This window comes from Bacillus thuringiensis (assembly GCF_022095615.2).
Taxonomy (GTDB): Bacteria; Bacillota; Bacilli; order Bacillales; family Bacillaceae_G; genus Bacillus_A; species Bacillus_A cereus_AG.
In genome coordinates this window covers 4,497,429-4,522,256 of record NZ_CP155559.1, presented here as the reverse complement: position 1 = coordinate 4,522,256, position 24,828 = coordinate 4,497,429, and the positions used below count along the sequence as shown (strand labels likewise).

Sequence of the window (24,828 nt, the reverse complement as noted above, 5' to 3'; positions counted from 1 at the left end):
GAAGTGTCTTTTTTTATCTTAGTGATATCCTTTAGCAGAGTCTTTATGAATTTTATTTTTAAAGATACTGTAGCTCCAAAGTTGATATCCAATAACAATTGGTACCATAACCATTGCAACGAAGAACATAATTTTTAAGTTTAATTGACTACCAGCTGCGTTGTATAATGTTGTACTATACGCGTCGTTAATACGAGATGGTAACATTCTTGGGAACATACCTGCAAAGCCAGTTGTCATAAACATTGCGATTGTTAAGCAAACGAATGTAAATGCAAGGCCGATTTTGTGTTTATACACCATAATAAGTGCGAGTACACTCATTAACATTGCGAGTACTGGAAGGATGAATAGTACCGGATATTCCGTAAAGTTTTGGAATAAGTTTGTACGATTTGCAGTTGCTACGTAGAAGATAGCTAAAATGATAGCAGCTGCCATTGAAAATGGTCTTGCGATTTTATAAGCTCGATCAGATACTTCACCAGTCGTTTTAATCATAACCCAAAGGGCACCAGATACGACGAATATAGCAGTGAAGAACAGACCTCCCAAAATACCGTAATGGTTTAGTAAGCTAAGTAAATTTCCTTCATAGCCATTTTTTCCGATTTGTAGTCCGTAATAAAGGTTAGCGAACGTAACCCCGAATAAGAAGGCGATTAGGAAACTACCAATTGTAAATGCCCATTTACAAGTTTTTTGCCAAATTGGTGAATCGTCTTTATGCATAAATTCAAGTCCAGCAGCACGAGCAAACAGTGCAAGTAATACTAAAAATAGTGGTGTGTATAGGTAACTAAACATATTTGCATATGTGATTGGGAAGGCAGCAAATGTTGCGCCACCAGCTGTAATTAACCATACTTCATTACCACCCCAGAACGGGCCAATTGCTTCTTGTAATTGATTTCGTTCTTGTCGGTCTTTCGCAACGAAAGGAAAAATCATTCCGTTACCAAGTGCATACCCATCAAGAATGAAGTAAACTGTCCAAATTACGCCCCATAAACCAAACCAGATGATTGCAAGCATATCATGAGACATGAGCTGCATCCCCCTTAGTAGCAGGCTCTTCTAATGCTGCTGGTCCCTTTTTCGCGAACTTCAGCATTAAGTATACGTCTGCGATTAAAAGTAAAGTGTAGAACAAGATTAAACTAATTAATGAGAACCAAATTTGTGGAACAGATATAGGTGATACAGATTCTGCTGTACGCATTAATTTATAAACTGTCCATGGTTGACGACCTACTTCGGCAACAATCCAACCAGCGTTAATTGCGATATATGGTAGTAAAACAGACCACATTGTAATTTTTAAATAACGTTTTGAGTTTTCTAGTTTTCCTTTTCGGTTTAAATAGAAGCCATACCAAGTTAATGCCATAAAGAACATACCAAGTGCAACCATTAAGCGGAAGCTATAGTACACGAGGTTAACGTTTGGACGATCTTCTTTCGGAATATCTTTTAAACCAACAATTTCTCCATCAAATGAATTTGTGTAGAAGAAACTTCCTAGTTTCGGAATTGTAAGGAATTCAAAGTTCTTTTCGTTTTTCACATCAGGAATTTGAACAATTGAGAAGCCTTGTCCTTTTCCAGTTTCCCAAACTGCTTCCATCGCAGCACCTTTAGCTGGTTGATATTTAGCTGCTGATACGCCAGATTGATGTCCCATAAACGGCGTAACAGTTGCGGCGAATAAGCCTAACATTAAACCAAACTTAAATGATTTTTTGAAGAATTCCACTTCATTTTTGCGTAATAAATGATAGGCACTAATTGCCATAACGAAGAAAGCACCAACGATATAACAACCAATTACAGTATGGAAGAACATGTTCCAAGCGTATGGATTTGTAACAAGTGCCCAGAAATCATTTAATTCAGCGCGGCCGTTACGTACGACGTAGCCAACTGGGTTTTGCATAAAACCGTTTGCTGTAATAATCCAAAGGGCGGAAATATTTGTTCCAAGTGCAACCATCCACATACAGAAGGCACGGAATTTTGGTGAAATTTTGTCTTTACCGAATAACCATATTCCCATGAAAGTAGATTCTAAGAAGAATGCAACGAGTGCTTCGATTGCGAGAGGTGATCCGAAAATATCTCCCATATATTTGGAGTACTCAGACCAGTTTGTTCCAAATTGGAATTCCATCGTAATCCCGGTTATAATCCCCATTACGAAGTTAATTGTAAATAATTTACCCCAGAAATTTGCCATTTTGCGGTATGTTGGATTCAATGTGCGGGCGTATTGAGTTTCCATACATGCTACCAAAATAACAAGTCCGATTGTCAAAGGTACAAATAAAAAGTGATAAAAAATAGTAATTGCAAATTGAAAACGACTCAGTAACAGAACGTCGGACATAATAAATACTCACTCCTTTTTTACATTATCTACAATTAGTTTATAGTGAAAATAGGAGTGGAGTATGTGATACATGTTACAAAGCTGTGTGTATATTTTGAAAGAATTATGTCGGTTATCTGAAAATATATTGATTTTATAATAATACAATATACTTTTTGTGTTTTTCATATTTTGGTACACTATATAAGTAATGTAAATGAGAGAAAAGAGGGTCCTTTACTATGAAGTCATTAGAAGAGATTTTACAATACAATGAAAAATTCGTTGAAGAAAAAAAATACGAAGAGTACGAAACGGGAAAATTCCCAAATAAAAAAATGGTAATAATCTCTTGTATGGATACTCGCCTTGTTGAATTATTACCGAAAGCGATGAATATGCGCAACGGTGATGTGAAAATTATTAAAGTAGCAGGCGCTGTTATTTCACATCCGTTTGGAAGTATTATGCGTAGTATTTTAGTTGCTGTATACGAGCTTGGTGCTGATGAAGTTTGTGTAGTTGGTCACCACGATTGTGGTATGGCAAAAATTCAAGCGAGCAGTACGATTGAGAAGATGAAAGAGCGCGGTATCACAGAAGAGAAATTAGATACACTTCGTTATTCTGGAATCGATTTAGAAAGATTCTTACAAGGGTTCTCTAGTGTAGAAGAAAGTGTAGAACATAGCGTATCAATACTTCGCAACCATCCGTTACTTCCTGAAGAAGTACCTGTTCACGGTCTTGTTATAGATCCTGACACAGGAAAATTAGATTTAGTTGTGAATGGTTACGACAATTAAGAATTTACTTTGTCATCCTTTTTATCTGGGACAGGATCAAATCCTCCCGGGTGGAAAGGGTGACATTTTAATATACGCTTACAAGTTAGCCAAAATCCTTTCAGGGCACCATGCTTTTGAAATGCTTCTAATCCATAATGAGAGCAAGTTGGGTAAAAGCGGCATGTTGGTGGTGTCATTGGTGAAATGAATTTTTGATAAAAGCGTATAATCCCAATAAAAATCTGTTTCATAATGGTCTCCTTTTCAGCATAGTCTTAAAGTATTATAGCACGACTGTACATAATACTTTACTAATGTTGATTTCCGTTATATCATATTGGATATAACGGAATTAAATTAAAAGCGGGAGAGATGTTGTATGCCATCAGTAGAAAGCTTTGAATTAGATCATACGATTGTAAAGGCGCCTTATGTAAGACATTGCGGAGTTCACAACGTAGGTAGTGACGGTATTGTAAATAAATTTGATATTCGTTTTTGCCAACCAAATAAACAAGCAATGAAACCAGATGTTATTCATACGTTAGAACATTTATTAGCATTTAATTTACGTAAATATATTGATCGTTATCCGCATTTTGATATTATCGATATTTCACCAATGGGCTGCCAAACAGGATATTATCTTGTAGTAAGCGGAACACCAACAGTTCGAGAAATCATTGATTTATTAGAACTAACATTAAAAGATGCAGTTCAAATTACAGAAATTCCAGCTGCAAATGAAACACAATGTGGCCAAGCGAAGCTTCACGACTTAGAAGGAGCACAACGCTTAATGAACTTCTGGTTAAGCCAAGATAAAGATGAACTTGAGAAAGTGTTTGGATAAAAAGAAAAACTGCCTGTGAAAGGGCAGTTTTTTTATTTGTTAAGAGCGACCATGTTCTTTTGTTATGAAAGTATACTAGACACCCCAACATATAAAACAAAGACAGAACCGAGAAAATAAACAAATGCTTTTTCCTGTTTCTTTATTTCATCAATTCCAAAAAGGATGAATACGAATGACAAAAGTATAGGGATATTTGCAAAGAGGCTAAATATAGCGAGGATGAGGGCAATCGTTGCGAGTATAACTCGTATGTTTTTAAACATATAATCCTTTTTTAAAAGAACATTATAAATGGAATAACAAAAACAATTATAAAAAAACTTAAACCGATGCTAATGACTCCAATTTGCTTTTGCTGTTTTTGAATCGTCTCAATTCCTACTAAAATGTCATATAAACTAAAGAGGAACAAAATGATAGGTGAAAAGATTTGAAAGTTCATTGTAAATGTGCTGTATAAACATAAAATCAAAGTAATAAAAACGATGATGAGTTGTATTTGTCTAATATGCATTTTAGCCTTCCTTAGTAGAAAGAAAATAATTATAAATGCTAAATTGATTGGAATTTCATTCTACATGTAGCGAAAGTAGTTAGATATGAGAAAGAAGAATATAAGACTAGAAACGAAAAAAAACGGAATACTCATTGATTTTCGTCCGGATTTCAGTTCGTTAATCCCTAGAAGAATAAATGAACAACTAAGGATGAATTGCGTGTAGGGGAGAAGTGTGAAATTATCGGTAATAAGAGCATAAGTGCAAAGCGAGACTATGAGAAGCGTGAGAAGTCCTAAAACAATCCGTAATCCAGTTAGCATGGAAATCCCCCTTTTAAATAGACTATTTATCGGAATAGTTCTGAGAAGCTAAGAAATAAAGCACCAGCTCCAGCTATGAAAGCAAATATACCACTAGATTTTCTATCTTTTTTTATTTCTTCTAGTCCTATAGTGAAAGCCATCAACCCTAAGAAAATGAACATATAAGGCATCATTTCTCTATTACCAGTAAAATATCCATAGATTACTATACATAATGCAATGAGTGCAAAAGTAATCTGTAATCCTTTTAGCATATATATCCCCCCTGTTATTTTATATAGCTAATGATGAGGAAAATCTAAATAAATCCGATTCTTGAATCTTTTTTCTTTATTTGTTTAAGGGCAATGAGGGATAGTAAAGTCCCTAATAGAAATTGTGAAAGTAGTAGAAATTTATGTTGAACTGCCAGTAAACGAATGCTGGATATGATGTGGGTTAAAATAAGTAGTATATGACGCGTATTATGAACCTTCCTTATTATTTTTTGTATAAGGGTTATCTTCTGGCTTATCAACAGAATGTTTATAAGCGTATCCTTTATTAATCGTCATGACGGAGAGTACTAGTATGACTAGGACGATGATAATACCGATAATTAATATTTTGAACATGGAATCCCTCCTTTTCTTTATTTTACATAATTTTGTAATTGATGAAAACAATAGAAATTAAAAGGATGAAAGAAGGGTGTTACATGGAGCAGAAAAAAACATATTATATATCAATAGGAAACGGTCAAATTTCACAAGTGAAGACGGCAGATACGTATAATTTTGAGATTTCCGCAAGTGATGAGGAAATTACGGAGTTAAGAGAGTACTTTGATCAAGCATATGTAGAGGATTTAGGTTCATTTGTACGTTCTCACGTTCCATTTGTTGAGTATCATCACGATTCAAATAATGACCGATATGATGAACAACTACAAAAAGCATATAAAATGATTTACGATTTAGGAAATCATGAGACGAAAGAATTAGTCGCGCAAATGGGAATAATCAATGGATTGTAATTGGATAATATTATGCAGAAAAGCGAGAATATGCTACAATTTGTGGTAGGAAAAACTTGTAACCATCAATAGGGGAGTAATGGCATGTACAAATTTAAAGATTATTACCACAACACTGTACAATTATCGTTTGAACGTTATCCATTTTCTCCTGAGCCAAAGCATGTTTGGGTTGTATGCCGGTACGGGGATCAATGGTTATTAACGCATCATTTACGTCGCGGTCTTGAATTTCCAGGTGGTAAAGTAGAACTAGGGGAAACACCGGAAGAAGCGGCAGTTCGAGAGGTTCATGAAGAAACCGGCGGCATAGTTTCTGATTTAACTTACTTAGGACAATATAAAGTATCTGGAAAAGACAAAATAATCATTAAAAACATTTATTTTGCAACGATTAGTGCGGTAGAAGAACATACGCATTACGAAGAAACGAAAGGATCTGTTTTATTAACAGACATTCCTGATAACATTAAAACGGATAGAAAATTTAGCTTTATAATGCGCGACGATGTATTGGCGCGTACGATGAAACATATAGAAGAAATCGGCTGTTTTACGAAGTAAAGTGGCCGATTTCTTTTTTTGCGTAAAAATAAATGTAAATATATCTTTATGTATTTTTGGGTATATTATACAATTTTGTAAAGATATATTTACATTTTAGGAGGGGAAAGATGGATAAAAGAAAAGAAACGACTGTTACTGTTTCGATGTTTAAATTAAATTTCTATTCATGTTGTATAGCATTCGCTCTGGCGATTGGAGTTAGTTTTTTACATTCACTTCTTTCAGGCGGGATTCAAGTTGAAATTACGTTACCAACCTTGTTTCTTTTTATTATCGCAATGATTGTTCTCGTTTGTATTCATGAAGCGATACATTTAATAGGGTTTCGCTATATCGGAGGCGTTCCGTGGAGTGAACTGAAATGGGGCGTTAATTGGAAATTAGGTGTAGCATACGCTCATTCTAAAAAAGAAATTACAGTAAAGCAAATGAAGAAAGTATTAATGTTGCCGTTTTTACCGACTGGAATTTTACCAATTGTAATTGGATTAGCTACGAATGTGCAATCCATCTCATTTTTAGGGATTTTACTAACAGCAGGTTGCATCGGTGACATTGCCTTATATCAAAAAGTGTCAAAGTTTCCAGATGATGCGCAAGTTAAAGATCATCCGAGTAAACCGCAGTTTACAGTATATGAATCATAAAGGAAGGGGAGGCGTTTTTGAATAACGGCCTCCCCTTATGATTTTTTGTTGATAAGTTAATATTTCTTGCCATATCGCTAATAAAATCCCCTGTACTATCATATTGTTTTCATCTTCACCTCTAAAAACGAAAGCACCTCTAACAAATCGTTCACTACACGTGGATGCTCAAAGTCATCCCAAAATGAATCTCTCTTCCACACACCAAGAATCCCTACTTGTTCAGAACCAAGTACATCATTTTCAGGATGATCCCCAACGTAAAGACATTCTTCTGCCTTAACATCTAGCTTTTTTAAAGCTCGTTCGAAAATTTCAGGATGCAGTTTTTTAATTCCTTCCGCTTCGGAAACGAGAATTGTATTTGTATACGTATGTATGTTTAGTGCGCGAAGATTGTTCATTTGAAAGTCAGTAAAGCCGTTTGTAATAATACCAATTTTAATATTTTTTTGTGTTAAACGTTGAAGTAATTCATGCATGTTTTGGAAAGGGATACAATGATGTTGAAAATTTGTAATGTAGTCGTGCAGCAGTTGCTCTGGTGTTAAAGTGGTAATGTTGTATTCGGAAAGGAGAGTAGCATATACTGTATCCTTCCACGTATAGCCATTATTATCTAGTTCGAGAAATCGAGAACAATACTCGGATTTTTCTATGTTCATTAAGTGAAAGGAAAAGCGATTATATTGATCATGAATAAATTGTTCTAGAGATTGGCACCGATCTAATAAAGTTCCATCTAAGTCGAATAACACTGCTCGAATCATGGGAAACCTCCTTACAGTTTATATAATTAATTATCGCATATTCGTTAAAAAGAGATTATTATATTTTTGTAGAATGGAATAATGGAGGATTGTATGAAGAGACTGTATGGCAAGTTAGTAGGGGGTATCGTTGCAATCGGCTTACTAGCAGGATGCGATAGTTCTATGAAGAGTGTGAAAGAAAAAGAAATTTGTAAAACAGAAGAAGAATGCGTGGAAATAGGAGATAAGAAACTTCAAAAAGTATATGAAAAAATAGATGGATTATCTGAGCTTGAAGCAGTAGAAGATTATGATATAGAAGAGCATGAAAGTGCGAATATGAAAGAGGCAGAGCAGAAGAAAGACGATGATGAAAGTTATTTCTTTTTAGCTTCTTATTATATTGATGGTGATGAAATTGTAGATCCTTATTTTGAAAAAATAGAACGGAAACGTTTAAATAAAGTATTCGCTGAAGATAAAGAAGCGAAAGAAGAGGTGCTACAACAGCGTCAAGATAGAGGTTATCATGAAGACTTATGGGATATGTATCGTACGCTCATTCCGGCTAAATATCGCGAGAATATAACAGAATTTGATCTAATAACGGATGGTTATGACGGTGTTGTTGCCCACGTTATGCCTAGTATGGAGAATCCGAAAGATTGGGTTCTTAGCTTAGATACGCTTGATTCTGCGGTAAATATCGATGAAGTGATGAAAACATTAATTCATGAGACGGCTCACGTGTTGACGCTCGGGCATAAGCAAATACCAGTAGATGAAAACTATGTAAAGGATTTTGAAGAAGATAAAGATATTGCAACGTACCGAAATAAATGTGAAACGCTTTTCTTACAAGAGGGATGTGCGAGGGGAAAATCTTATATTAATCAATTTTATAACTCTTTCTGGAAGCCTATTGAGCAGGAGTGGACAGAAAAGAAAGTAGAAGAAAGTGAAGAAACTCAAATTGAATTTTTTAAAGAAAGGCATGATGAGTTTGTATCACAGTATGGAACGACAAATGTAGCGGAAGATATTGCAGATACGTTTACAGCGTTTATTTTACAAGATTCCAAAAAGGTGAAAGAAGGATCGGAGTTAAAGTATAAAAAAATTGCGTTCTTCTATCAGTTCCCTGAGCTTGTAAAAATGAGGGCGGAAGTGTTGACGGGATTATATGATGTTTCGAAAACGATAGAACAACAAAGTGGACACTAATGCAAGTTATATATATTAGCCAAGAAAACGTAAAGAATTTTAGTTCTTTGCGTTTTTTTTGTTGATAAAATTGAAAATTCTGTCTTTTTATAAAAAGAAGAAGGAACTGAGGCTTTAAAAGAGAATTAGTATAAAAATGTCACAAATTAGACACAATTATAAAGCGCATATTGTAGGGACTATAAGTTTACTCTCAAGGAGGTAATGAAACGTATGAAAACGATTCTTGCGGTTGCTGGTCTCATTTGGGTAATGTCTCACGGTTTTCCGATTTTTGAAGGAGAGCAAATTCGTAGTGCATTAAATAAAAAGTATGATGATTATCATGTAATAGATCGAAAAGAAAATGTCGTTACAGTACGTGTGAAAGATTGTTTCCATACAGTTACGGTTGCGAATGGTAACGTGACAAATGAAACAAAGCTGTGTGATAAAAAGTAAAGAAAGAAGCTGACTATAGTCTATCGCCCTAAGTCAGCTTCTTTTTCGTTTTCCAATTAGAAGTTTTTCGAATGCCTCAACAAACACATACATAAGTGTTGCGAGGACACAGGTGAGTAGTACGCTCAGTAAGACGAGCGTGAAATTAAATACTTGGAACCCGTAGCTAATTAAGTAACCAAGACCTTGCTTAGAGACGAGAAGTTCACCGAATATAACACCGACCCATGATAAACCAACGTTCACTTTTAACGTTGAAATAATTGCTGGGAAGGATGCAGGGAGAACTACTTGCTTATAACATTGCCATTTATTTGCGCCAAATGTGTCCATTACTTTTATATAGTTAGAATCGACTTCTTGAAATGCGCTGTAAATAACGAGAATGGTAATGATGATGGAAATGATTACCCCCATTGCAATCGACGAAGAAATATTTGGACCGAAGATTACAATGATAATAGGTCCAAGTGCCACTTTTGGCATGGCGTTTAGGACAACGAGATAGGGGTCGAGCACGCGAGCGAGAAGTGGCATCCACCAAAGAAAGGTAGCGATAATAGCGCCGAGCACTGTTCCAAGAATGAAGCCTACTCCTGTTTCAAGTAATGTCGTCCATATGTGAACCCAAAGCGAACCGTCAATCCATTTACTAAGGAAGAGATCCCAAATGCTTGAAGGAGAGCTAAAGAGTAAAGGATCAATCCACTCTTTTTTGCTAGCTATTTCCCATAGTGAAAAGAAAAGAATGAGCAGTAAAAGCTGTAAAGAGCGTGCTAACCATGCACGCTTGCGTTCTTTTTTCTGAAACTGTTCATGTAGTTGTTTTATATTATCCAAGTCGCTCCAGCTCCTTCCATATATCTTGGAAGAGGGATGGGAAGTCATGGTGGTGGCGTGATTCTAACGGTGATAAGGAACGGATGCTTTCTGGGACGATAAATGTTTTTGCAATTTTTCCAGGATTCGCTTGTAGTAAATAAATACGATCACTCATCGCAATGGCTTCTTCAATATCATGTGTCACGAGTAGTGAAGTTTTCTTATATTTGCGTAGTAAGCTGAAAACGAGATCTTCTAGTTTCAACTTCGTTTGATAATCGAGCGCCGAGAATGGTTCATCTAGCAACAAAATTTTCGGATTGGTCGCTAACGTTCGAACGAGAGCGGCACGTTGACGCATACCGCCTGACAGTTCACGAGGGTATTGCTCTTCTACATCATGTAGACCGACTTGTTTTAAAAGTTGTAAAGTATGTTCTTTCGTCTGTTCATTGTACATTTTTCGGGTGTGAAGTCCAAGCATAATATTCTCTTCAATTGTTTTCCAAGGGAACAAGTAATCTTGCTGCAACATGTACCCCATAGATGAAGTTTTCGTTGTAATGGGCTCACCATCTAAAAAGACGATGCCTTCAATTGGATCAAGCAGTCCAGCAATAATGGAGAGGAGTGTTGTTTTGCCGCAACCACTTGGACCGAGTATAGAAATAAATTCGCCTTCTTCCACTTGTAAACTCATGTCTTCGAGAATCAATTTAGCCTTCTCTTTTGCGAAAAAGCAGTGAGAAACGTTACGTATTTGTAAAAAGCTCATACACTTCGCCTCTATTTCTTAATAACGCTTTCGGCAATTTTTGTATTGACGAGCGCTTCATGTGGAACTTCTTTTTGTAATTCGCCAGCTTCTTTCATAATCGTTTGGAGCTGTTTCCATTCTTCAGCATCTAATAGCGGATTTGTCGCATAAGAATGTTGCTTTTTATAACGTTCAATTACTTTTACTGTAATGTCCTTTGAAGTGTCTTTAAATAACGGAGAAACGACATCAGCAATCTCTTCTGGACTATGTGTATCAACCCATTGTTGTGCTTTATAGAGCGCACGTGTGAATTTTTCAGCAGCATCTTTATCTTTCTTTAAGAAGCTTTCTTTTGCCATGAACGTTGTATACGGAACAGTTCCAGATTCATTTCCGAACGAAGCGACGATAAACCCTTTTCCTTCTTTTTCGAATATACTTGCAGTCGGTTCAAAGAGCTGTACAAATTCCCCAGTACCAGATGCAAAGGCACTTGCAATGTTAGCAAATTCGATGTTTTGAATTAAGTTTGTATCTTTGTGAGGGTCAATGCCATTTTTCTTTAAAACGTATTCTCCAACCATTTGTGGCATGCCGCCTTTACGCTGTCCTAAAAACGTAACACCTTTTACGTCATTCCAATTAAAAGAATCTAATTTTTTACGCGAAACTAAAAATGTTCCGTCTGTTTGTGTAAGTTGTGCGAAGTTAATGACAGGGTCTTTTGCACCTTGTTGATGAACATAAATAGACGTTTCAGAACCAACGAGAGCAATATCAATTCCGCCAGATAATAGGGCGGTCATCGTTTTATCTCCGCCAGCTGTTGTTTGGAGGTCAATGTTTAATCCCTCATCTTTAAAAAATCCTTTTTCAATCCCGACATATAACGGGGCGTAGAAGAGAGAATGGGTAACTTCGCCGATGCGAATGTTTTGCGTTTGTTCTTTCGTACCTTCCTTTTTACTACTGCAAGCAGCAAATGTGAAAACAGCTAGTAACATGATGCAAAAAACAGCTATAAATTTTTTCACTATATGACACCTCCTAGAAGTCACTCTACAAGCATGATATGTAGGTAAGTGCCCATATGTGAGTGTAGATAGCAGGAATTTTTTTGGTGATAAAGAAGTACAAATATAAGGGGTGATAAAATGGATTACGAATATGATGATAGCGTACATTTACATCTTGATTATTTCGGAACAGAATGTGATATGGAATCGATTGCTTATAAGCGGAAGAATGAAGACGTGTGGGATGTGTATTTTAATTTTCGAGCATATGGTCTTCAGAAAGGTGAGATCGAGACAGGTAGATTTATGGATGAATATGCTGGTTATTTCGTTTTTTCTGTACATGCTCGTGATCTTAGCTGGGAATTTGGAAGTGCTCAATTTGAAGAGTGGGTTTTGAGAAATCAAATAGTAGAAAAATCGCTGCAAAAATAGGGAGGAATTTTGTGGTCGATTTTCTCATTTTCTTGTTCATTTTCGTAGTCGGATTTTTTATTATGCAAGTACTCGTTTATCGATTTGCAAAGAAAAACATTCAAAAATATACAAAAATAAAATGGATTCATATATGGCTAGAGATGAATATGAAGAAGGGCCCAAGATTAGATCTTTTTGATTTTGTAGTTATCGTACTTGTATGTATTATATGGAAAGTATGGATGTATTCTCTTATATAATACATATGCTCATGTCTGTTAGAATGAAGGAGAACCTATCAGTGTTGGTAGGTTCTTTTCGTATGGTAATAATTTTGTGAAGTATAGTTCATTTATGCTGTTAGAATATAGAGCGAAGAAGGTTTATCCCGTTCAATCTTAAATGGCGCGGATTCATTAAAGTTTCATTGTATTTTTAAGGGGAAATTAAGAATACATGTGTATATTAAAAGCACATAGGGAGACTAGCTGCATACAAATATGGTATTTTGTATAGGACAATATGTTTGTGGATGCGAGACGAAGGGGTAAAGGAAAGAGGGAATAAATTGCGTTTTGATTTTTTAACACAACAACGAAGAAGAGATGAATTTTATCTTAGTTTTTCTCCTCAGGAGTCGAGGAAGAACCTATTAATTTCTATCATTCTTAGTGGAATGTGGGCGATTTGTTTAGAAACGCTGTTTTTTGTTATGTTAAGATCTTTCGAATTCGAGAGAACTAAAGAGTTTTTTAATGGGAAAATACAGCTAAGTATACTCATTATCGTTTTGTGGAGTGTACTACTATACATCATTCATTTAAATAAAGGCATCAGTCATAAGCTTAGGCCGGCCATTCAAGCTTACGTCTTATTATTTTTAATTGCTCATACAATGAATTGGATGTATATCATGATACAGGAGAATATGAGCCTTGTATTAGTTAATAACTGGGTTTACCAGCGATACGGACAGTATATATTAAGCTTATTATTTATTTATATGATATATGTTTTTGTGTACAGTTTGCTCGGGCGAATCTTTTTGAGTGTCACGATAACAAGTTTGGTGCTAACTATCTTTGGGATTGTGAACCATTTTAAACTTATTTTTAGAGGAGATCCATTCTATCCGTCTGATTTCACACAGATTACTCAAATGCAGTCCGTTATACCAATGGTTATGGACTATTTTAGTTGGTGGACTATATTTTTGGGGATATTTGGGATTGCTCTGCTTGTATATTTAGTGATGTATATACGAAAGCATATTCCAGTTATAAAGCCTAATATAATTACGAGAATTATTTTAATATGTGCTTCTACGTTTATGGTGTATGCATATAGTAATTATCCTAATACATTTATGAGTAATGTATTGCAAAAATATGGGGTAACCTTCGTGGCTTGGAATCAAAATGTAAACTATGGTGATAATGGTTTTGTTTTGGGATTTGTCAGTAACTTAGACACAACTGTCATTGAGAAGCCAGAAGAATATTCAAAAGAAAATATGCTACAAATTTCAAATAATATAAAGAAACAATATGGAAACAATGTAGGGAAAAAAGAAAAGACCGAGAAGCCAAATATTATATTTTTCATGAGTGAAGCTTTTTGGGATCCAACAAAGCTAATGAATCTTTCATTTAGCGAGGATCCGATGCCGAATTTACATCACTATATTGAGAATTTTCCGGGTGGACAAACAGTATCTCCTGTATTCGGGGGAAACACAGCGAATACAGAATTTGAAGCGTTAACGAGCTATTCAATGAGCTTTTTAAAGCAAGGTTCTATACCATATCAACAAGCGGTGACAGGACAGAGAGAAATTCCGTCTATCGCAAGTGAATTGAAAAAACATGGCTATTATACGAATGCAATTCATGCTTATGGAAGATCATTTTATAAGCGGGATGATGTATATAATGTTTTAGGAATTGATAATTTCAACGCAGAAGATACAATGAACAACATAGAGGTAGATGGGGATTATATTAGCGATGTATCTATTAGTAAAGAAATAATAGAGGAATTGAATAAGAGACAGCAACCTACGTTTATTCATGCAGTTACGATGCAAAATCATTTCCCATTCAATCCAGGACGATTTGAAGAGAAGCAAATAGAAATTAGCGGATTAACAGAAGAGGGATCGAAAGCAGAATTAGAAACATATACTGAGGGTGTACGTCGTTCTGATGAGGCTCTAAAATATTTAGTAGAACAAATTCAAGAGCTAGAAAGGCCTACTATATTGGTTTTCTTTGGAGATCACTTACCAATATTAGGGGTAAATAAAGCTATCTATGAAGAAGCTGGATATATAGAGAATGAAGAAACTCTAAATGAAAGATTAGCTATGTCAGAAACGCCATTGTTAATGTATGCAAATTTCGATTTGCCAAATGATAATTTAGGTTTAGTAAGTCCAATCTATTTTTCTAATCTTGTCTTGGATTATGCAGGGATAAATAAATCACCGTTCTATCAATTTTTATCGGAAATGCATAAAGAAATACCAGTCCTTAAAGATGAGTTAAAGGTTAATAAAGATGGAGAAGAGATAACAGATTTAACAAAGAAACAAAAAGAAATGTTAGAGCAATATAAAATGATCCAATATGATTTACTTGCTGGAAAGCAGTATAGTAAAGATATACTTTTTAAATAGAAAAACAAAAAGAACTTGTATAACGATACAAGTTCTTTTTTTATAGTATTTAACGGGGTAACCAGACAAGCTGGGTTTAGGGAGTATTACCTGTACATGTAGTATAAATGAAAATGTAATCGTTTTATTGATTGATTTGTGAGAAATATGTGAATTTTAATCATTTCAAAATTGCGTTCCTATCGAAATGGTTTGGCATAGATTTTTATGAATGCAAAAACTTTATAAGTTCTGCATTTAATTCATCCGCTTGATCGATTGGAGAGCCGTGACCGCTATTTGTAAGAGGATGTAACTGAGAATTTTTAATCCGCTTTTGCGTGAGTTCAGCACTTTTGTAAGGGATCAGTTGATCGTGAACACCGTGGAATATTTTTGTTGGGACGTTAATTTTACTTAAATCTTTCGTTACATCTTCATTTGCGGCAGCTTGCAATATTTTGATGAGAGCGTAGGAAGCAGACTGCATACCGAGATAAGAAAACCATTCTAACGTAGCAGATCCTAAGTTTCTATTAAAAAATGATAAAGACACATCATTTAAAAATTTTGGCATATTGGCATACATTTGATTAATGAGGGTATCTGCTTGTTCTTTTGGGACACCGTAGGGAGATTCTTGATTTTTGACGAAAGAGGGGGAAACAGCATCGACTAATACAAGTTTAGAAATGCGCTGACCATTGTAGCGAGACATGTAACGAATAGAAAGAGCGCCACCTACTGAAAAACCGACTAATGTAGCATTTTCTACTTGAAGTGCTTCTAGGACAATGGCGATATCGTCTGCTAAACGATCGTATGTGTAACCAGTCCATGGTTTATCAGATTGTCCGTTTCCGCGTATATCCATAGCGATACAGCGGAAACCGTGCTGTGGTAACACATTGAGTTGATATTGGTACATTTGATGATTTAAAGGCCAGCCATGGACGAAGAACACGGTTTTACTACCGGGTCCGGGGTTAACGTCTTGCACAAAAATATGCACATCTTTCTCGACAGTAACAAACATAAATTATCCCCCTAACTTATTCATATGCTCTATCCCAAAAGCGTTGTTTCGTCATAGCTTTAATAAATTCATTCGCCAGGAGCGTAGGGCTCTGTTCTACTAAGACACCAGGTTTTCCTTGAATATTTAAAGATTGAATAACAGTAGATCCATTTTGGAAGGCACCAATTGGCTTAAAGTGATTATATGATTCTACGACAAATGAACTTGCTTTATTAAGAAACTGTTCATCAAGATTTCCTCCAATAAGAAGTAGACCGTCATAAAGAAGTGGAGATCCTGTTAAAAAAGTATCATTCACGTCCCAACGTACATTTTGCGTTCCTTGCACAATACCTAATCGTTCGGAAACAATGACCGGCTGCAGCCCAACTTGTTTGAATTGATTTATTATATATTGCGCGTTTTGTCCGTCATATCCATTTGCAACAATGATACCTACTCGTAATGTATTAGGACTAAATGTCGTATTGGCCATACTGAGTGCTGGCGATGATTCCGTAACGCTGGATTCTTGAATATTTGGGACTTTTGCTCCGACCGCTTCAGCGACTAACGTAGCTAATTCAGTACTAATATGTGCAATCATATTTACGACTTGTTGGCGTACCGATTTACTGTTTACTTTTCCTAATTCAAAGGAGAAGGCTTGCATAATATGAACCTTTTCGACGTTACTCATACTATTCCAAAATAAACGTGCTTGAGAAAAATGGTCTTTGAAACTGGCAGCTGTCTCTCTCATTTTATGACCTGATACAGTAGAAGGATATGTAACAAACCCACCCTTTGTACCGGGGACAGTGTAAGGAGTGTTATTTGCTAAGGAATTATTATGGTAAGCAATTTTTCCTTTATCGATTATATATTTAGATGCACCATCTCTTTGATTGTTATGAAATGGGCATATCGGACGGTTAATCGGTAATTCTTGATAATTTGTACCGACGCGTGCCAATTGAGTGTCTGTATAAGAAAAGAGCCTACCTTGTAAGAGCGGATCATTTGTAAAATCAATACCACGGACGATACTTCCAGGATGAAGTGCGACTTGTTCCGTTTCCGCGAATACATTATCGACGTTGCGATTTAATGTCATTTTTCCGATGATTTTAACGGGAAAATCTTCTTCAGGCCAAATTTTCGTCGCATCTAATATATCGAAATCGTATTTGAATTCATCATCTTCTTCTAAAATTTGAATGCCAAGTTCGTACTCAGGATAGTTTCCAGCATTAATATTTTCCCATAAATCACGGCGATGGTAATCTGGATCGGCGCCGCCTAATTTTTGAGCTTCATCCCAAATTAATGAGTGAATGCCGAGCTTCGGCTTCCAGTGAAATTTTACGAATCGTGATTTTCCGTTCTTATTCACTAAGCGGAATGTATGAACGCCAAATCCTTGCATCATTCGAAAACTTCTTGGAATGGCACGATCAGACATAATCCACATCATCATCGCTGCGGATTCTTGGTTATTGGCGATGAAGTCCCAAAATGTATCATGTGCTGTTTGTCCCTGCGGAATCTCATTATGCGGCTCAGGTTTAAGGGCGTGAATAAGATCAGGGAATTTAATGCCATCTTGAATGAAAAAAATAGGAATATTGTTTCCTACTAAATCAAAATTTCCTTCTTCTGTATAAAATTTAACGGCGAACCCTCGTACATCTCGATTTGTTTCATTCGCCCCTTTTGATCCAGCTACTTCAGAGAAGCGAACGAAAAGGGGTGTTTTTTTTGAAGGGTCTTGTAAAAAGTGGGCCATTGTTAGCTCTTCTAAAGATTCATATAGCTCGAACATACCATGTGCACCGTATCCACGTGCGTGAACGACTCTTTCAGGAATTCGTTCACGGTCAAAATGAGCAAGCTTTTCTCGCATCAGGAAATCTTCTAGAAGGGTAGGACCACGATCACCAGCGTTTAAAGTATTTTCATCATTTGAAATTGTAACACCTGTATTTGTCGTCATTCTCTTTCCTTCATTCTCACGGGTGAAGGATTCCAGTTGTTCTGTTTTTTTATTTTTTTTACCGTCCATATAAAACACCTCCCATAATATACGTATTATTGTTTATAGCTTTTATGCTTATATATAGTCTGAAGATGCTTTGCTTTATTGGGATGATTTTCCTCAAATGTTCGATTTATCTTTGTTTGTCTATGAAAATCATTTATTATAATAAATGGTATTCTTCGAGATATTATTTTGAAGGGGTGTTGAAGTGAAAGAAAGTTTTCTATCATATAAAGAAGAAGAAAGGAACGCAAAAATTTTTTTATGGGTGCTGTATGTCATTGTTGTTTCATACCAAATTTTCTATGCAATCGTATTGGAGAATAAATCACTAACGGATAAGGGAAATAGTATACTATGGCAAGTTATTTTCGGAATAGCAATACTAGGTGTGAATGTATATTTAATAAAAAAAGAGAAAGTGCCCCTTGTTAAATATGCATGTGTATTTGCATATACGGGAATAGAAATTATTAATATACTATCGTATATGCTTTATAATGAGGCGGCATTTGATGGGGTAAATATAATAGAAATTATTCTCATCTTCTTTGTACCTATATTTTTAAATAAAAAATATTTTGCGTTTGTACTTTCGACTATTGTAGGAAAATATGTGATTTATTTATTTGTATTACAGGAAGTAAAGGGGTTTATGTTCCTCATTATGTATACACTTGTATTAATAGCGGCATACATCATTTTAAATCGATTTATACAATACCTTTCAGCGGTAAAGGAAAGTATTAAGATTGCTAGTGAATCACAAAAATTAGCAGTAATCGGAAAAATGGCAGCGACAGTAGGACATGAAATTAAAAATCCACTTGCTTCATTAAAAGGGTTTACGCAATTACAACGAGAGAAGCATGGGGAGGACCCTATTTACAAACAGATGATCTTTGAAATAGAAAATATGAATAATATGATAAGTGAGTTGATGGAAGTTGCTACATGTAAACCTTCTATTTATAAAAAACATAATATAGGAGGAATTGTATTACAAGCAATAACAATTCTTCGCGAAAAAATGAATGAATCTAGCGTCCAGCTTATTTCTAATGTGGAAGAAAAGATGATAGAAGTTGAATGTGATGAGCGGAAAATAAGAGGAGTCTTGCTATATGTCATAAAAAATGCTCTGGAGGCCATGGAGCAAGGTGGCACATTAGAGTTACGGTTAGAAAATAAAGGACAAGATTATGTAATACTAAGTGTAATCGATAATGGTTACGGTATTAAGAAAGAAAATTTGGCTCGTGTTACAGAGGCCTTTTATACAACGAAACAAGATAAAATTGGTTTGGGACTTACGGTAGCGAATCGGCTTGTTACCGAGCAGCATCTTGGTGAATTACATATTTCAAGTGAAAGAGATATTGGAACTAGAATAGATATCATGCTCCCGAAGCAGCATGGAAATAATGAAATCCAAGTGGGAGAAAAGCTAGGAGTTACCATATGAATAAAAACGATATATTTAAAAATGAAGAAATGAAGGCGCTGAAAATATTTTTAAGTCTATTTTTTACTATATTTTTTGTATACGATCTGGCCTACGAATTTATTGTACCTTTAATAGGAGGAGAGCAAGAAGGAGTAGGAGAATTTGAAGATGGTTTAGGCTTATGGCTTTATTTTCTGATGGTGATTTTGTTTTGTATTGGAGTATACTTCATGAAATGGAATAATCCATTTGCAGTAAAGTATATTATTCTAATTGGATATAACTTATTAGATTTTATCCATAATTTTATGATTTACTATGGTAGTGATGCTGAGTTTGATGGTGGGAATATAGTAGAAGGATTTTTTATTTTATTTGCCCCACTCTTTGTGAACAAAAGATATTTTTGGTTAGTTACCGGCATACTTGTTGGAAAGTATGCTCTTATAGGAATCATGATTCAATCGTCACTCGTTTTAATCCCAATGGCATTATATAGCGTATTTACTATCATATGTTGGATTATGTTTTTGAGATTTCAGTCTTATGTTCGCACGCTTGAGATGATGGATAAAGAAATAGAACAAACAGAAAAACTGGCAACTGTTGGGAAAATGGCAACAGTTATTGGCTACAAAATTAGAGGGCCTCTAGCGAATTTAGATAAATTTGTGAATAAGCAAGCGAATAAATATCCTGAGGATAAAATATATAGTGATATTATGAAACAAGAAGTAGAACGAATTCATACAATCGCTACAGAACTTAGTGGATTTGAAAAATCTAAATCACTAGAATCAGAAATTCATAATATAGAAGAAATTATCGCTTATGTTATTAGAGTTATGGGGAAGCCTGCTTTAAAGCAAGGAGTGCACATACAAGGTATTTATAGTAAAGATATACCATCGATTACATGCGATGAAAAACGATTAAAACAAGTATTTTTTAATTTAATTAAAAATGCGATTGAAGCAATGTCAGTTGGCGGAACGATTACGATTAAAGTGACTGTAGAAGATGCAATCATTGTTCAAGTTAAGGATGAGGGTTGCGGTATTCCAAAAGACAAAATTCCGAAGCTAAATGAAGCTTTTTACACAACGAAAGAAACGGGAACAGGTTTAGGTTTAGTAGTTACAGAAAAAATTATTAAAGACCACAACGGTAAAATGAGTTTTGAAAGTGAAGTTGGGGTTGGAACGACTGTAAAGATTGTATTGCCGATGTAATGAAAAAATATTGAAAAAAGGAGATCGCTTATTCGAGAGTGATCTCCTTTTTGTGAATAAAAATTCGACAGTGTTTACAATATTGGCACAGTATATATAATAAAAAAGTTAAAATATGGATATTTTTACAATGATAGTATATAATGAGCTTGTCTGTTATTTGTTTTAATTCATTTGTATTATTATTTGTTGACCCGAATTACGGGTCTTTTTTTGTACAGTAAATTACTTTTTGTAAGGGTTATATATCGGTGATTAGGAAAATGGAATATACAGCACTTGCAGTAATTCCAGGATTAATATAAAGGGATATAGCATCTCCTCTCGAAACAGGGTTTCCAGTTGTAATGCTAGTCCAAGTTACAGTAGCGGGACCTACTGCTGGAGTAGGATTAAACACTTGAATTTGTCCTGATCCAGTATCCGTCGGTTTAATCGAAAATACTATAGTTCCAGTAATTTTGTCAGTAGTAGTTAAGGTAATAGTAGATAGGATGTAACTAGAGGTAGGAGCAGAGAGGTTTGTTGGGACATTCCTGCAAATATCAATCGTATAAACAGCAGCAGGTAAGTTATTTACATTTATAGACGCAGCAAATCCGACTATACTACCAGCTCCAGCAGTGACATATGGAATAACATTGGAGTCAATTCCAGGAGAACCCGCTATACGTTGAAAACCAGCATTTGTTCCTTGAAAAATAATACTTTTTGCTGATGCACTACCCGCAGTTCCAGTAGGTCCAGTGATGCCGGTGGGTCCAGTGCTACCAGAAGGTCCAGTGATGCCGGTAGGTCCAGTGATGCCAGAAGGTCCAGCGTTTCCAGTAGATCCGGTGCTGCCAGAAGGTCCAGTGATGCCGGTGGGTCCAGTGATGCCAGAAGGTCCAGTGATGCCGGTGGGTCCAGTGATGCCAGAAGGTCCAGTGATGCCGGTAGGTCCGGTGATGCCAGTGTTTCCAGTGATGCCGGTAGGTCCAGTGATGCCGGTGGGTCCAGTGCTACCAGAAGGGCCGGTGATGCCAGAAGGTCCAGTGTTTCCAGTAGATCCAGTGCTACCAGAAGGTCCAGTGATGCCGGTGGGTCCAGTGCTACCAGAAGGTCCAGTGATGCCAGTGGGTCCAGTGCTACCAGAAGGGCCGGTGATGCCAGAAGGTCCAGTGTTTCCAGTAGATCCAGTGCTACCAGAAGGTCCAGTGATGCCGGTGGGTCCAGTGCTACCAGAAGGTCCAGTGATGCCAGTGGGTCCAGTGCTACCAGAAGGGCCGGTGATGCCAGAAGGTCCAGTGTTTCCAGTAGATCCAGTGATACCGGAAGGTCCAGTGATGCCAGTGGGTCCAGTGCTCCCCGTGCTCCCCGTGGGTCCACTTTCTACTAATACAATATAATCTGGAGATACATTAGGAAATCCTTGAGGTGCATCTTTTTTTACAACATAGCCGCTGCTCGTATAAGTGACAACTTGTCCTGTTTTATAGTTGGGAGCGGCTGCTAGACTAAAGGCGGTAGTACTTTGTAAGCCAGCTCCGGAAGGTCCAGTACTACCGGTAGCCCCAGAAGGTCCAGTGCTACCAGTAGGACCGATACTGCCAGTAGGCCCAGTGTTTCCAGTAGAACCACTGTTACGTCTGCCGTCGCAACTAAAACAATTACGTGGGTACATGTACGTTCTCCTTTCTATATTTTGAAAATCTAGTTTTAAAAATAGAACTACTATATGTATATTATAAGTTCTATATTTTTGTGTGGTCGATTGTATTGTGTGTCTAGATTTCAAAAATAGCGGGAGGGAAATTGAAGCGTTTTAGAGCCAACGTTTCTCCTGTGGAAGCAAAATAAAATCCATAACAAAATTTACTGTAAAACAATCGCATGTTTTTAAAGTGCTTCTTATTTTTTCATAGCAAAATAAGAAGCGGTTAGGAAACAAGTAAAGCCTAAAATCCAACCAATAGAAGGAGAATAAGGAAGTATATGTTGTAATACCATTCCACTAGAAATAAAAAAGCTACCGAGTAGACCTAAGAAGATGGGGTATCGAAGTAATTTGAACATACGTGATACAACCTCCTTTATTACATATATTGTATATTAGTCGTAATTTTCTGTATATATTTTTCGAGAAAAATGGTGGTACAATATATGAATGATACGAGAGAGGATGAACATTAACATATGTACGTTACTGTAACAGAAGCAGCATATAAAAAGATTATGGATAAGATTCCAAATGAAGCAAAATATATAAAGTTATTTTACGATAATGAAGGTTGCGGTTGTGTAATGAGCGGAATTATCGATTTAGTAGCTGTAGCAGAAAAAGATGAGCGCGATGTTGATATCGAATCCAGCACAATGAATTTTATTGCTGATCGTACAAAGCTTGTATTTATGGATGATAAGTTGACGGTCGATTGGAATGAAGGTGGAGGAACTTTTCAACTGAAGAGCCCGAGTCAATTTTATAATCCGAATATGAAGTTACACGTTCGAGTGTAGTAGAGGAAAGGTGGTTCCAAAGTGTGTTTTGGAACCACCTTTTTTTATTGTATAAGTCGCTATTATTGTCGTTTTTTGTTGATAAGTCGATATATTTAAAAAATCGCTGATATAAGTTCGTGTAACAAAAGCAAAGTTCTCCATACAATAAAAAGATTTTTTCACATAATGAAATGTACATATGATTGAATTTTCTGTATAATTTTATTTGCGGAGGGGATACGCATGAGAAGATGGGGGATTGAGTTATTAATCTTAACAGTCGTTATTATTTGGGGGATTAATTTTACGATTGCGAAATATGGACTTTTAGAATTTACAGCAATTGAGTTTACGGCACTTCGGATGATATCAGCGGCACCGCTTATGTTACTCCTTACATTTTTTATTGAAAAGTCGGTTTATATGGAGCGAAAGGATATACCTAGATTAATCATCGTTAGCGTTGTAGGTATTGTACTGTATCAAACGTTATTTATGGAAACTGTCAAATATACATCTGCTACAAATGCCTCTTTACTCATTTCTATTTCACCTATTTTTACAACTGTATTTGCTATTTTTTTGAAACAAGAAAAGTTTTCTTCTCGAAAGCTCATCGGTTCTATAATTGCCTTTGGTGGTGCTGCATTAGTTTTAGTAGCAGGGCATTCGCTTGCTAGTTCTTTTTATGGTAATGGAATTGGACTTATTACATCAATATGCTGGGGGCTTTATCCAGTTTTAGCAGGTCCATTAATTAAAAAATATTCAGCACTACGTGTTACCGCATGGTCAGCATTAGTTGGCGCGATTCCGCTTTTATTGTTAAGTGGACCACATGTATTTATAATGCCATTTCAGATTACACACGGAATGACACTATTCGCTTTACTATATTCCATTTTCTTTGTAACAGTATTTGGTTTAGTGATGTGGTATGTTGGTATTCAAAAAATTGGCGCGTCACATACGATGGTATATATGTATATAACGCCACTTGTAGCTGTTTTATTTGCAGCTGTATGGGCAAATGAATATGTATCATTTCAACAAATAATCGGTGGCATTATTATTTTCTTCGGTCTATGGTTTGTGAAATCGGAGAAAGTAAAAGTGCATTCTACTGCGGGGGAACCTATATCAAAATAGGAAAACAGATCACTTATGATCTGCTTTCCTATTTTTTTATTTTTGGTAAGAAGACGAGAAATAAGATAGCAGTAACAAGTGGAATTAAGTTTAAAAATGGAATACGGAAGAGTGTGATAAGAATAATACCTGGAAGAAGAACACCGAGGACAGCGTAGAAAATACTATGATTTTTCGTGTACCAATATAACGAAAGTCCAATAAGTGCAGGGATAATGAGGTGAATGAGAGCCATTAAAAAATAAATCATTAGACGCCCCCTTTATTTGTGTAGTTATTACATCATATCCGTATGTTCATAGATTGAT

General features: G+C 35.9%; 30 protein-coding genes. 14 read left to right on the top strand and 16 right to left on the bottom strand.

The genetic code is table 11. The features are described 5' to 3' along the window. Positions 1-18 precede the first annotated feature (18 nt). Positions 19-1,047 (bottom strand): cytochrome d ubiquinol oxidase subunit II, encoded by a 1,029-nt coding sequence (gene cydB, locus KZZ19_RS23460; RefSeq protein WP_061677536.1) that lies wholly within the window; start codon positions 1,045-1,047, stop codon positions 19-21. Next, positions 1,037-2,386, bottom strand: a complete 1,350-nt coding sequence (cydA, locus tag KZZ19_RS23455) for a cytochrome ubiquinol oxidase subunit I (RefSeq protein ID WP_226544884.1) — start codon at positions 2,384-2,386, stop codon at positions 1,037-1,039. The genes cydB and cydA overlap by 11 nt, the downstream gene beginning before the upstream one ends. 224 nt (positions 2,387-2,610) lie before the next feature. Here cydA and KZZ19_RS23450 point away from each other — a divergent pair, with 224 nt between their 5' ends. Next, positions 2,611-3,174: a beta-class carbonic anhydrase gene (locus tag KZZ19_RS23450; RefSeq protein ID WP_000838167.1), complete on the top strand. Its 564-nt coding sequence runs from the start codon at positions 2,611-2,613 to the stop codon at positions 3,172-3,174. Here the strand turns inward: KZZ19_RS23450 and yidD are convergent. Continuing rightward, positions 3,171-3,407 (bottom strand): membrane protein insertion efficiency factor YidD, encoded by a 237-nt coding sequence (gene yidD / locus KZZ19_RS23445; protein WP_000809334.1) that lies wholly within the window; start codon positions 3,405-3,407, stop codon positions 3,171-3,173. The two genes, KZZ19_RS23450 and yidD, sit on opposite strands and share 4 nt — an antisense overlap. Positions 3,408-3,535: 128 nt before the next feature. On the opposite strand from yidD, the gene luxS reads away from it, so the two are divergent. Further along, a complete protein-coding gene (gene luxS, locus KZZ19_RS23440; RefSeq protein ID WP_001141371.1) occupies positions 3,536-4,009 on the top strand; it encodes an S-ribosylhomocysteine lyase LuxS in 474 nt (157 codons plus the stop codon). A 62-nt stretch (positions 4,010-4,071) separates the two neighbouring features. Here the strand turns inward: luxS and KZZ19_RS23435 are convergent, their stop codons facing one another. The 4 genes from KZZ19_RS23435 to ytzI all read right to left on the bottom strand — a co-directional run bounded on the left by KZZ19_RS23435 (position 4,072) and on the right by ytzI (position 5,449). Further along, positions 4,072-4,275 (bottom strand): DUF3953 domain-containing protein, encoded by a 204-nt coding sequence (locus tag KZZ19_RS23435; RefSeq protein ID WP_237981517.1) that lies wholly within the window; start codon positions 4,273-4,275, stop codon positions 4,072-4,074. An 11-nt stretch (positions 4,276-4,286) separates the two neighbouring features. Then, complete coding sequence (locus tag KZZ19_RS23430) at positions 4,287-4,526, bottom strand: hypothetical protein (protein ID WP_237981518.1); 240 nt, start codon at positions 4,524-4,526, stop codon at positions 4,287-4,289. A gap of 332 nt (positions 4,527-4,858) precedes the next feature. Beyond that, positions 4,859-5,089, bottom strand: a complete 231-nt coding sequence (locus KZZ19_RS23425) for a YczI family protein (protein ID WP_237981519.1) — start codon at positions 5,087-5,089, stop codon at positions 4,859-4,861. 210 nt (positions 5,090-5,299) lie between these two features. Next, positions 5,300-5,449 carry a YtzI protein gene (gene ytzI, locus KZZ19_RS23420; RefSeq protein ID WP_237981520.1) on the bottom strand — a complete coding sequence of 50 codons (150 nt, stop codon included), beginning with the start codon at positions 5,447-5,449 and terminating at the stop codon, positions 5,300-5,302. 83 nt (positions 5,450-5,532) lie between these two features. Between ytzI and KZZ19_RS23415 the strand changes: the two genes are divergently transcribed. The 3 genes from KZZ19_RS23415 (at position 5,533) to KZZ19_RS23405 (ending at position 7,064) form a co-directional block, all read left to right on the top strand. Further along, complete coding sequence (locus KZZ19_RS23415) at positions 5,533-5,850, top strand: hypothetical protein (protein ID WP_000435821.1); 318 nt, start codon at positions 5,533-5,535, stop codon at positions 5,848-5,850. An 84-nt stretch (positions 5,851-5,934) separates the two neighbouring features. Beyond that, positions 5,935-6,414 carry an antimutator 8-oxo-(dGTP/GTP)ase gene (gene mutTA / locus KZZ19_RS23410; protein ID WP_000276386.1) on the top strand — a complete coding sequence of 160 codons (480 nt, stop codon included), beginning with the start codon at positions 5,935-5,937 and terminating at the stop codon, positions 6,412-6,414. Positions 6,415-6,524: 110 nt separating this feature from the next. Continuing rightward, the gene (locus KZZ19_RS23405; RefSeq protein WP_237981521.1) at positions 6,525-7,064 is read left to right on the top strand and encodes a DUF3267 domain-containing protein; all 540 of its coding nucleotides are present in this window, start codon (positions 6,525-6,527) and stop codon (positions 7,062-7,064) included. A 98-nt stretch (positions 7,065-7,162) separates the two neighbouring features. On the opposite strand, the gene KZZ19_RS23400 is transcribed toward KZZ19_RS23405, so the two are convergent. After that, the gene (locus tag KZZ19_RS23400) at positions 7,163-7,834 is read right to left on the bottom strand and encodes an HAD family hydrolase (protein WP_237981522.1); all 672 of its coding nucleotides are present in this window, start codon (positions 7,832-7,834) and stop codon (positions 7,163-7,165) included. An 81-nt stretch (positions 7,835-7,915) separates the two neighbouring features. Here KZZ19_RS23400 and KZZ19_RS23395 point away from each other — a divergent pair, with 81 nt between their 5' ends. Together KZZ19_RS23395 and KZZ19_RS23390 are read left to right on the top strand one after the other, a co-directional pair. After that, a complete protein-coding gene (locus tag KZZ19_RS23395) occupies positions 7,916-9,040 on the top strand; it encodes a recombinase family protein (protein ID WP_237981523.1) in 1,125 nt (374 codons plus the stop codon). A gap of 213 nt (positions 9,041-9,253) precedes the next feature. Continuing rightward, positions 9,254-9,481: a hypothetical protein gene (locus KZZ19_RS23390; RefSeq protein ID WP_088098109.1), complete on the top strand. Its 228-nt coding sequence runs from the start codon at positions 9,254-9,256 to the stop codon at positions 9,479-9,481. A 33-nt stretch (positions 9,482-9,514) separates the two neighbouring features. Here the strand turns inward: KZZ19_RS23390 and KZZ19_RS23385 are convergent, their stop codons facing one another. Genes KZZ19_RS23385 through KZZ19_RS23375 form a run of 3 tightly spaced genes read right to left on the bottom strand, consistent with a single transcriptional unit; the run spans position 9,515 to position 12,097 of the window. Next, positions 9,515-10,321 (bottom strand): ABC transporter permease, encoded by an 807-nt coding sequence (locus tag KZZ19_RS23385; protein WP_088064640.1) that lies wholly within the window; start codon positions 10,319-10,321, stop codon positions 9,515-9,517. Beyond that, positions 10,314-11,078, bottom strand: coding sequence for an ABC transporter ATP-binding protein (locus KZZ19_RS23380; RefSeq protein WP_237981524.1), 765 nt, complete (start codon positions 11,076-11,078; stop codon positions 10,314-10,316). Before KZZ19_RS23380 ends, KZZ19_RS23385 begins: the two co-directional genes overlap by 8 nt. Before the next feature lie 11 nt (positions 11,079-11,089). Next, positions 11,090-12,097 (bottom strand): ABC transporter substrate-binding protein, encoded by a 1,008-nt coding sequence (locus KZZ19_RS23375; protein ID WP_237981525.1) that lies wholly within the window; start codon positions 12,095-12,097, stop codon positions 11,090-11,092. A 120-nt stretch (positions 12,098-12,217) separates the two neighbouring features. Here KZZ19_RS23375 and KZZ19_RS23370 point away from each other — a divergent pair, with 120 nt between their 5' ends. The 3 genes from KZZ19_RS23370 to KZZ19_RS23360 all read left to right on the top strand — a co-directional run bounded on the left by KZZ19_RS23370 (position 12,218) and on the right by KZZ19_RS23360 (position 15,173). Beyond that, a complete protein-coding gene (locus tag KZZ19_RS23370; RefSeq protein WP_237981526.1) occupies positions 12,218-12,514 on the top strand; it encodes a DUF3986 family protein in 297 nt (98 codons plus the stop codon). Between the two features lie 11 nt (positions 12,515-12,525). Next, entirely contained in the window at positions 12,526-12,756 is a 231-nt protein-coding gene (locus tag KZZ19_RS23365) for a hypothetical protein (RefSeq protein WP_237981527.1), read from the top strand. 272 nt (positions 12,757-13,028) lie between these two features. Then, positions 13,029-15,173 carry an LTA synthase family protein gene (locus tag KZZ19_RS23360; RefSeq protein ID WP_237981563.1) on the top strand — a complete coding sequence of 715 codons (2,145 nt, stop codon included), beginning with the start codon at positions 13,029-13,031 and terminating at the stop codon, positions 15,171-15,173. Positions 15,174-15,378: 205 nt separating this feature from the next. Here KZZ19_RS23360 and KZZ19_RS23355 read toward each other — a convergent pair whose 3' ends face one another. Beyond that, complete coding sequence (locus KZZ19_RS23355) at positions 15,379-16,188, bottom strand: alpha/beta fold hydrolase (RefSeq protein WP_088098104.1); 810 nt, start codon at positions 16,186-16,188, stop codon at positions 15,379-15,381. Positions 16,189-16,204: 16 nt separating this feature from the next. Beyond that, positions 16,205-18,235, bottom strand: a complete 2,031-nt coding sequence (locus KZZ19_RS23350) for a catalase (RefSeq protein ID WP_237981528.1) — start codon at positions 18,233-18,235, stop codon at positions 16,205-16,207. 184 nt (positions 18,236-18,419) lie between these two features. Between KZZ19_RS23350 and KZZ19_RS23345 the strand changes: the two genes are divergently transcribed. Together KZZ19_RS23345 and KZZ19_RS23340 are read left to right on the top strand one after the other, a co-directional pair. Beyond that, positions 18,420-19,676, top strand: coding sequence for an ATP-binding protein (locus KZZ19_RS23345; protein WP_237981529.1), 1,257 nt, complete (start codon positions 18,420-18,422; stop codon positions 19,674-19,676). Then, complete coding sequence (locus KZZ19_RS23340; RefSeq protein WP_088098101.1) at positions 19,673-20,890, top strand: ATP-binding protein; 1,218 nt, start codon at positions 19,673-19,675, stop codon at positions 20,888-20,890. Before KZZ19_RS23345 ends, KZZ19_RS23340 begins: the two co-directional genes overlap by 4 nt. 241 nt (positions 20,891-21,131) lie before the next feature. Here the strand turns inward: KZZ19_RS23340 and KZZ19_RS31225 are convergent, their stop codons facing one another. Next, positions 21,132-22,037, bottom strand: a complete 906-nt coding sequence (locus KZZ19_RS31225) for a collagen-like protein (protein ID WP_432442730.1) — start codon at positions 22,035-22,037, stop codon at positions 21,132-21,134. 743 nt (positions 22,038-22,780) lie between these two features. Then, complete coding sequence (locus KZZ19_RS23330; protein WP_088098099.1) at positions 22,781-22,945, bottom strand: hypothetical protein; 165 nt, start codon at positions 22,943-22,945, stop codon at positions 22,781-22,783. A gap of 120 nt (positions 22,946-23,065) precedes the next feature. On the opposite strand from KZZ19_RS23330, the gene KZZ19_RS23325 reads away from it, so the two are divergent. Further along, positions 23,066-23,389: an iron-sulfur cluster biosynthesis family protein gene (locus KZZ19_RS23325; RefSeq protein ID WP_088098098.1), complete on the top strand. Its 324-nt coding sequence runs from the start codon at positions 23,066-23,068 to the stop codon at positions 23,387-23,389. A 225-nt stretch (positions 23,390-23,614) separates the two neighbouring features. Next, entirely contained in the window at positions 23,615-24,520 is a 906-nt protein-coding gene (locus tag KZZ19_RS23320) for a DMT family transporter (RefSeq protein ID WP_237981531.1), read from the top strand. A gap of 28 nt (positions 24,521-24,548) precedes the next feature. On the opposite strand, the gene KZZ19_RS23315 is transcribed toward KZZ19_RS23320, so the two are convergent. Beyond that, positions 24,549-24,770, bottom strand: coding sequence for a hypothetical protein (locus KZZ19_RS23315; RefSeq protein WP_237981532.1), 222 nt, complete (start codon positions 24,768-24,770; stop codon positions 24,549-24,551). Between the last annotated feature and the right edge of the window lie 58 nt (positions 24,771-24,828).

Coding starts and splice junctions, on each gene's coding strand:
- ytzI (WP_237981520.1), bottom strand. CDS start 5,449: ATGTTCAAAATATTAATTATCGGTATTATCATCGTCCTAGTCATACTA.
- KZZ19_RS23395 (WP_237981523.1), top strand. CDS start 7,916: ATGGAGGATTGTATGAAGAGACTGTATGGCAAGTTAGTAGGGGGTATC.
- luxS (WP_001141371.1), top strand. CDS start 3,536: ATGCCATCAGTAGAAAGCTTTGAATTAGATCATACGATTGTAAAGGCG.
- KZZ19_RS23360 (WP_237981563.1), top strand. CDS start 13,029: ATGCGAGACGAAGGGGTAAAGGAAAGAGGGAATAAATTGCGTTTTGAT.
- KZZ19_RS23320 (WP_237981531.1), top strand. CDS start 23,615: ATGAGAAGATGGGGGATTGAGTTATTAATCTTAACAGTCGTTATTATT.
- KZZ19_RS23350 (WP_237981528.1), bottom strand. CDS start 18,235: ATGGACGGTAAAAAAAATAAAAAAACAGAACAACTGGAATCCTTCACC.
- KZZ19_RS23430 (WP_237981518.1), bottom strand. CDS start 4,526: ATGCATATTAGACAAATACAACTCATCATCGTTTTTATTACTTTGATT.
- KZZ19_RS23400 (WP_237981522.1), bottom strand. CDS start 7,834: ATGATTCGAGCAGTGTTATTCGACTTAGATGGAACTTTATTAGATCGG.
- KZZ19_RS23315 (WP_237981532.1), bottom strand. CDS start 24,770: ATGATTTATTTTTTAATGGCTCTCATTCACCTCATTATCCCTGCACTT.
- KZZ19_RS23450 (WP_000838167.1), top strand. CDS start 2,611: ATGAAGTCATTAGAAGAGATTTTACAATACAATGAAAAATTCGTTGAA.
- KZZ19_RS23405 (WP_237981521.1), top strand. CDS start 6,525: ATGGATAAAAGAAAAGAAACGACTGTTACTGTTTCGATGTTTAAATTA.
- KZZ19_RS23415 (WP_000435821.1), top strand. CDS start 5,533: ATGGAGCAGAAAAAAACATATTATATATCAATAGGAAACGGTCAAATT.
- KZZ19_RS23340 (WP_088098101.1), top strand. CDS start 19,673: ATGAATAAAAACGATATATTTAAAAATGAAGAAATGAAGGCGCTGAAA.
- KZZ19_RS23380 (WP_237981524.1), bottom strand. CDS start 11,078: ATGAGCTTTTTACAAATACGTAACGTTTCTCACTGCTTTTTCGCAAAA.
- KZZ19_RS23425 (WP_237981519.1), bottom strand. CDS start 5,089: ATGCTAAAAGGATTACAGATTACTTTTGCACTCATTGCATTATGTATA.
- KZZ19_RS23330 (WP_088098099.1), bottom strand. CDS start 22,945: ATGTTCAAATTACTTCGATACCCCATCTTCTTAGGTCTACTCGGTAGC.
- cydA (WP_226544884.1), bottom strand. CDS start 2,386: ATGTCCGACGTTCTGTTACTGAGTCGTTTTCAATTTGCAATTACTATT.
- KZZ19_RS23355 (WP_088098104.1), bottom strand. CDS start 16,188: ATGTTTGTTACTGTCGAGAAAGATGTGCATATTTTTGTGCAAGACGTT.
- cydB (WP_061677536.1), bottom strand. CDS start 1,047: ATGTCTCATGATATGCTTGCAATCATCTGGTTTGGTTTATGGGGCGTA.
- mutTA (WP_000276386.1), top strand. CDS start 5,935: ATGTACAAATTTAAAGATTATTACCACAACACTGTACAATTATCGTTT.
- KZZ19_RS23370 (WP_237981526.1), top strand. CDS start 12,218: ATGGATTACGAATATGATGATAGCGTACATTTACATCTTGATTATTTC.
- KZZ19_RS23435 (WP_237981517.1), bottom strand. CDS start 4,275: ATGTTTAAAAACATACGAGTTATACTCGCAACGATTGCCCTCATCCTC.
- KZZ19_RS23325 (WP_088098098.1), top strand. CDS start 23,066: ATGTACGTTACTGTAACAGAAGCAGCATATAAAAAGATTATGGATAAG.
- yidD (WP_000809334.1), bottom strand. CDS start 3,407: ATGAAACAGATTTTTATTGGGATTATACGCTTTTATCAAAAATTCATT.
- KZZ19_RS23390 (WP_088098109.1), top strand. CDS start 9,254: ATGAAAACGATTCTTGCGGTTGCTGGTCTCATTTGGGTAATGTCTCAC.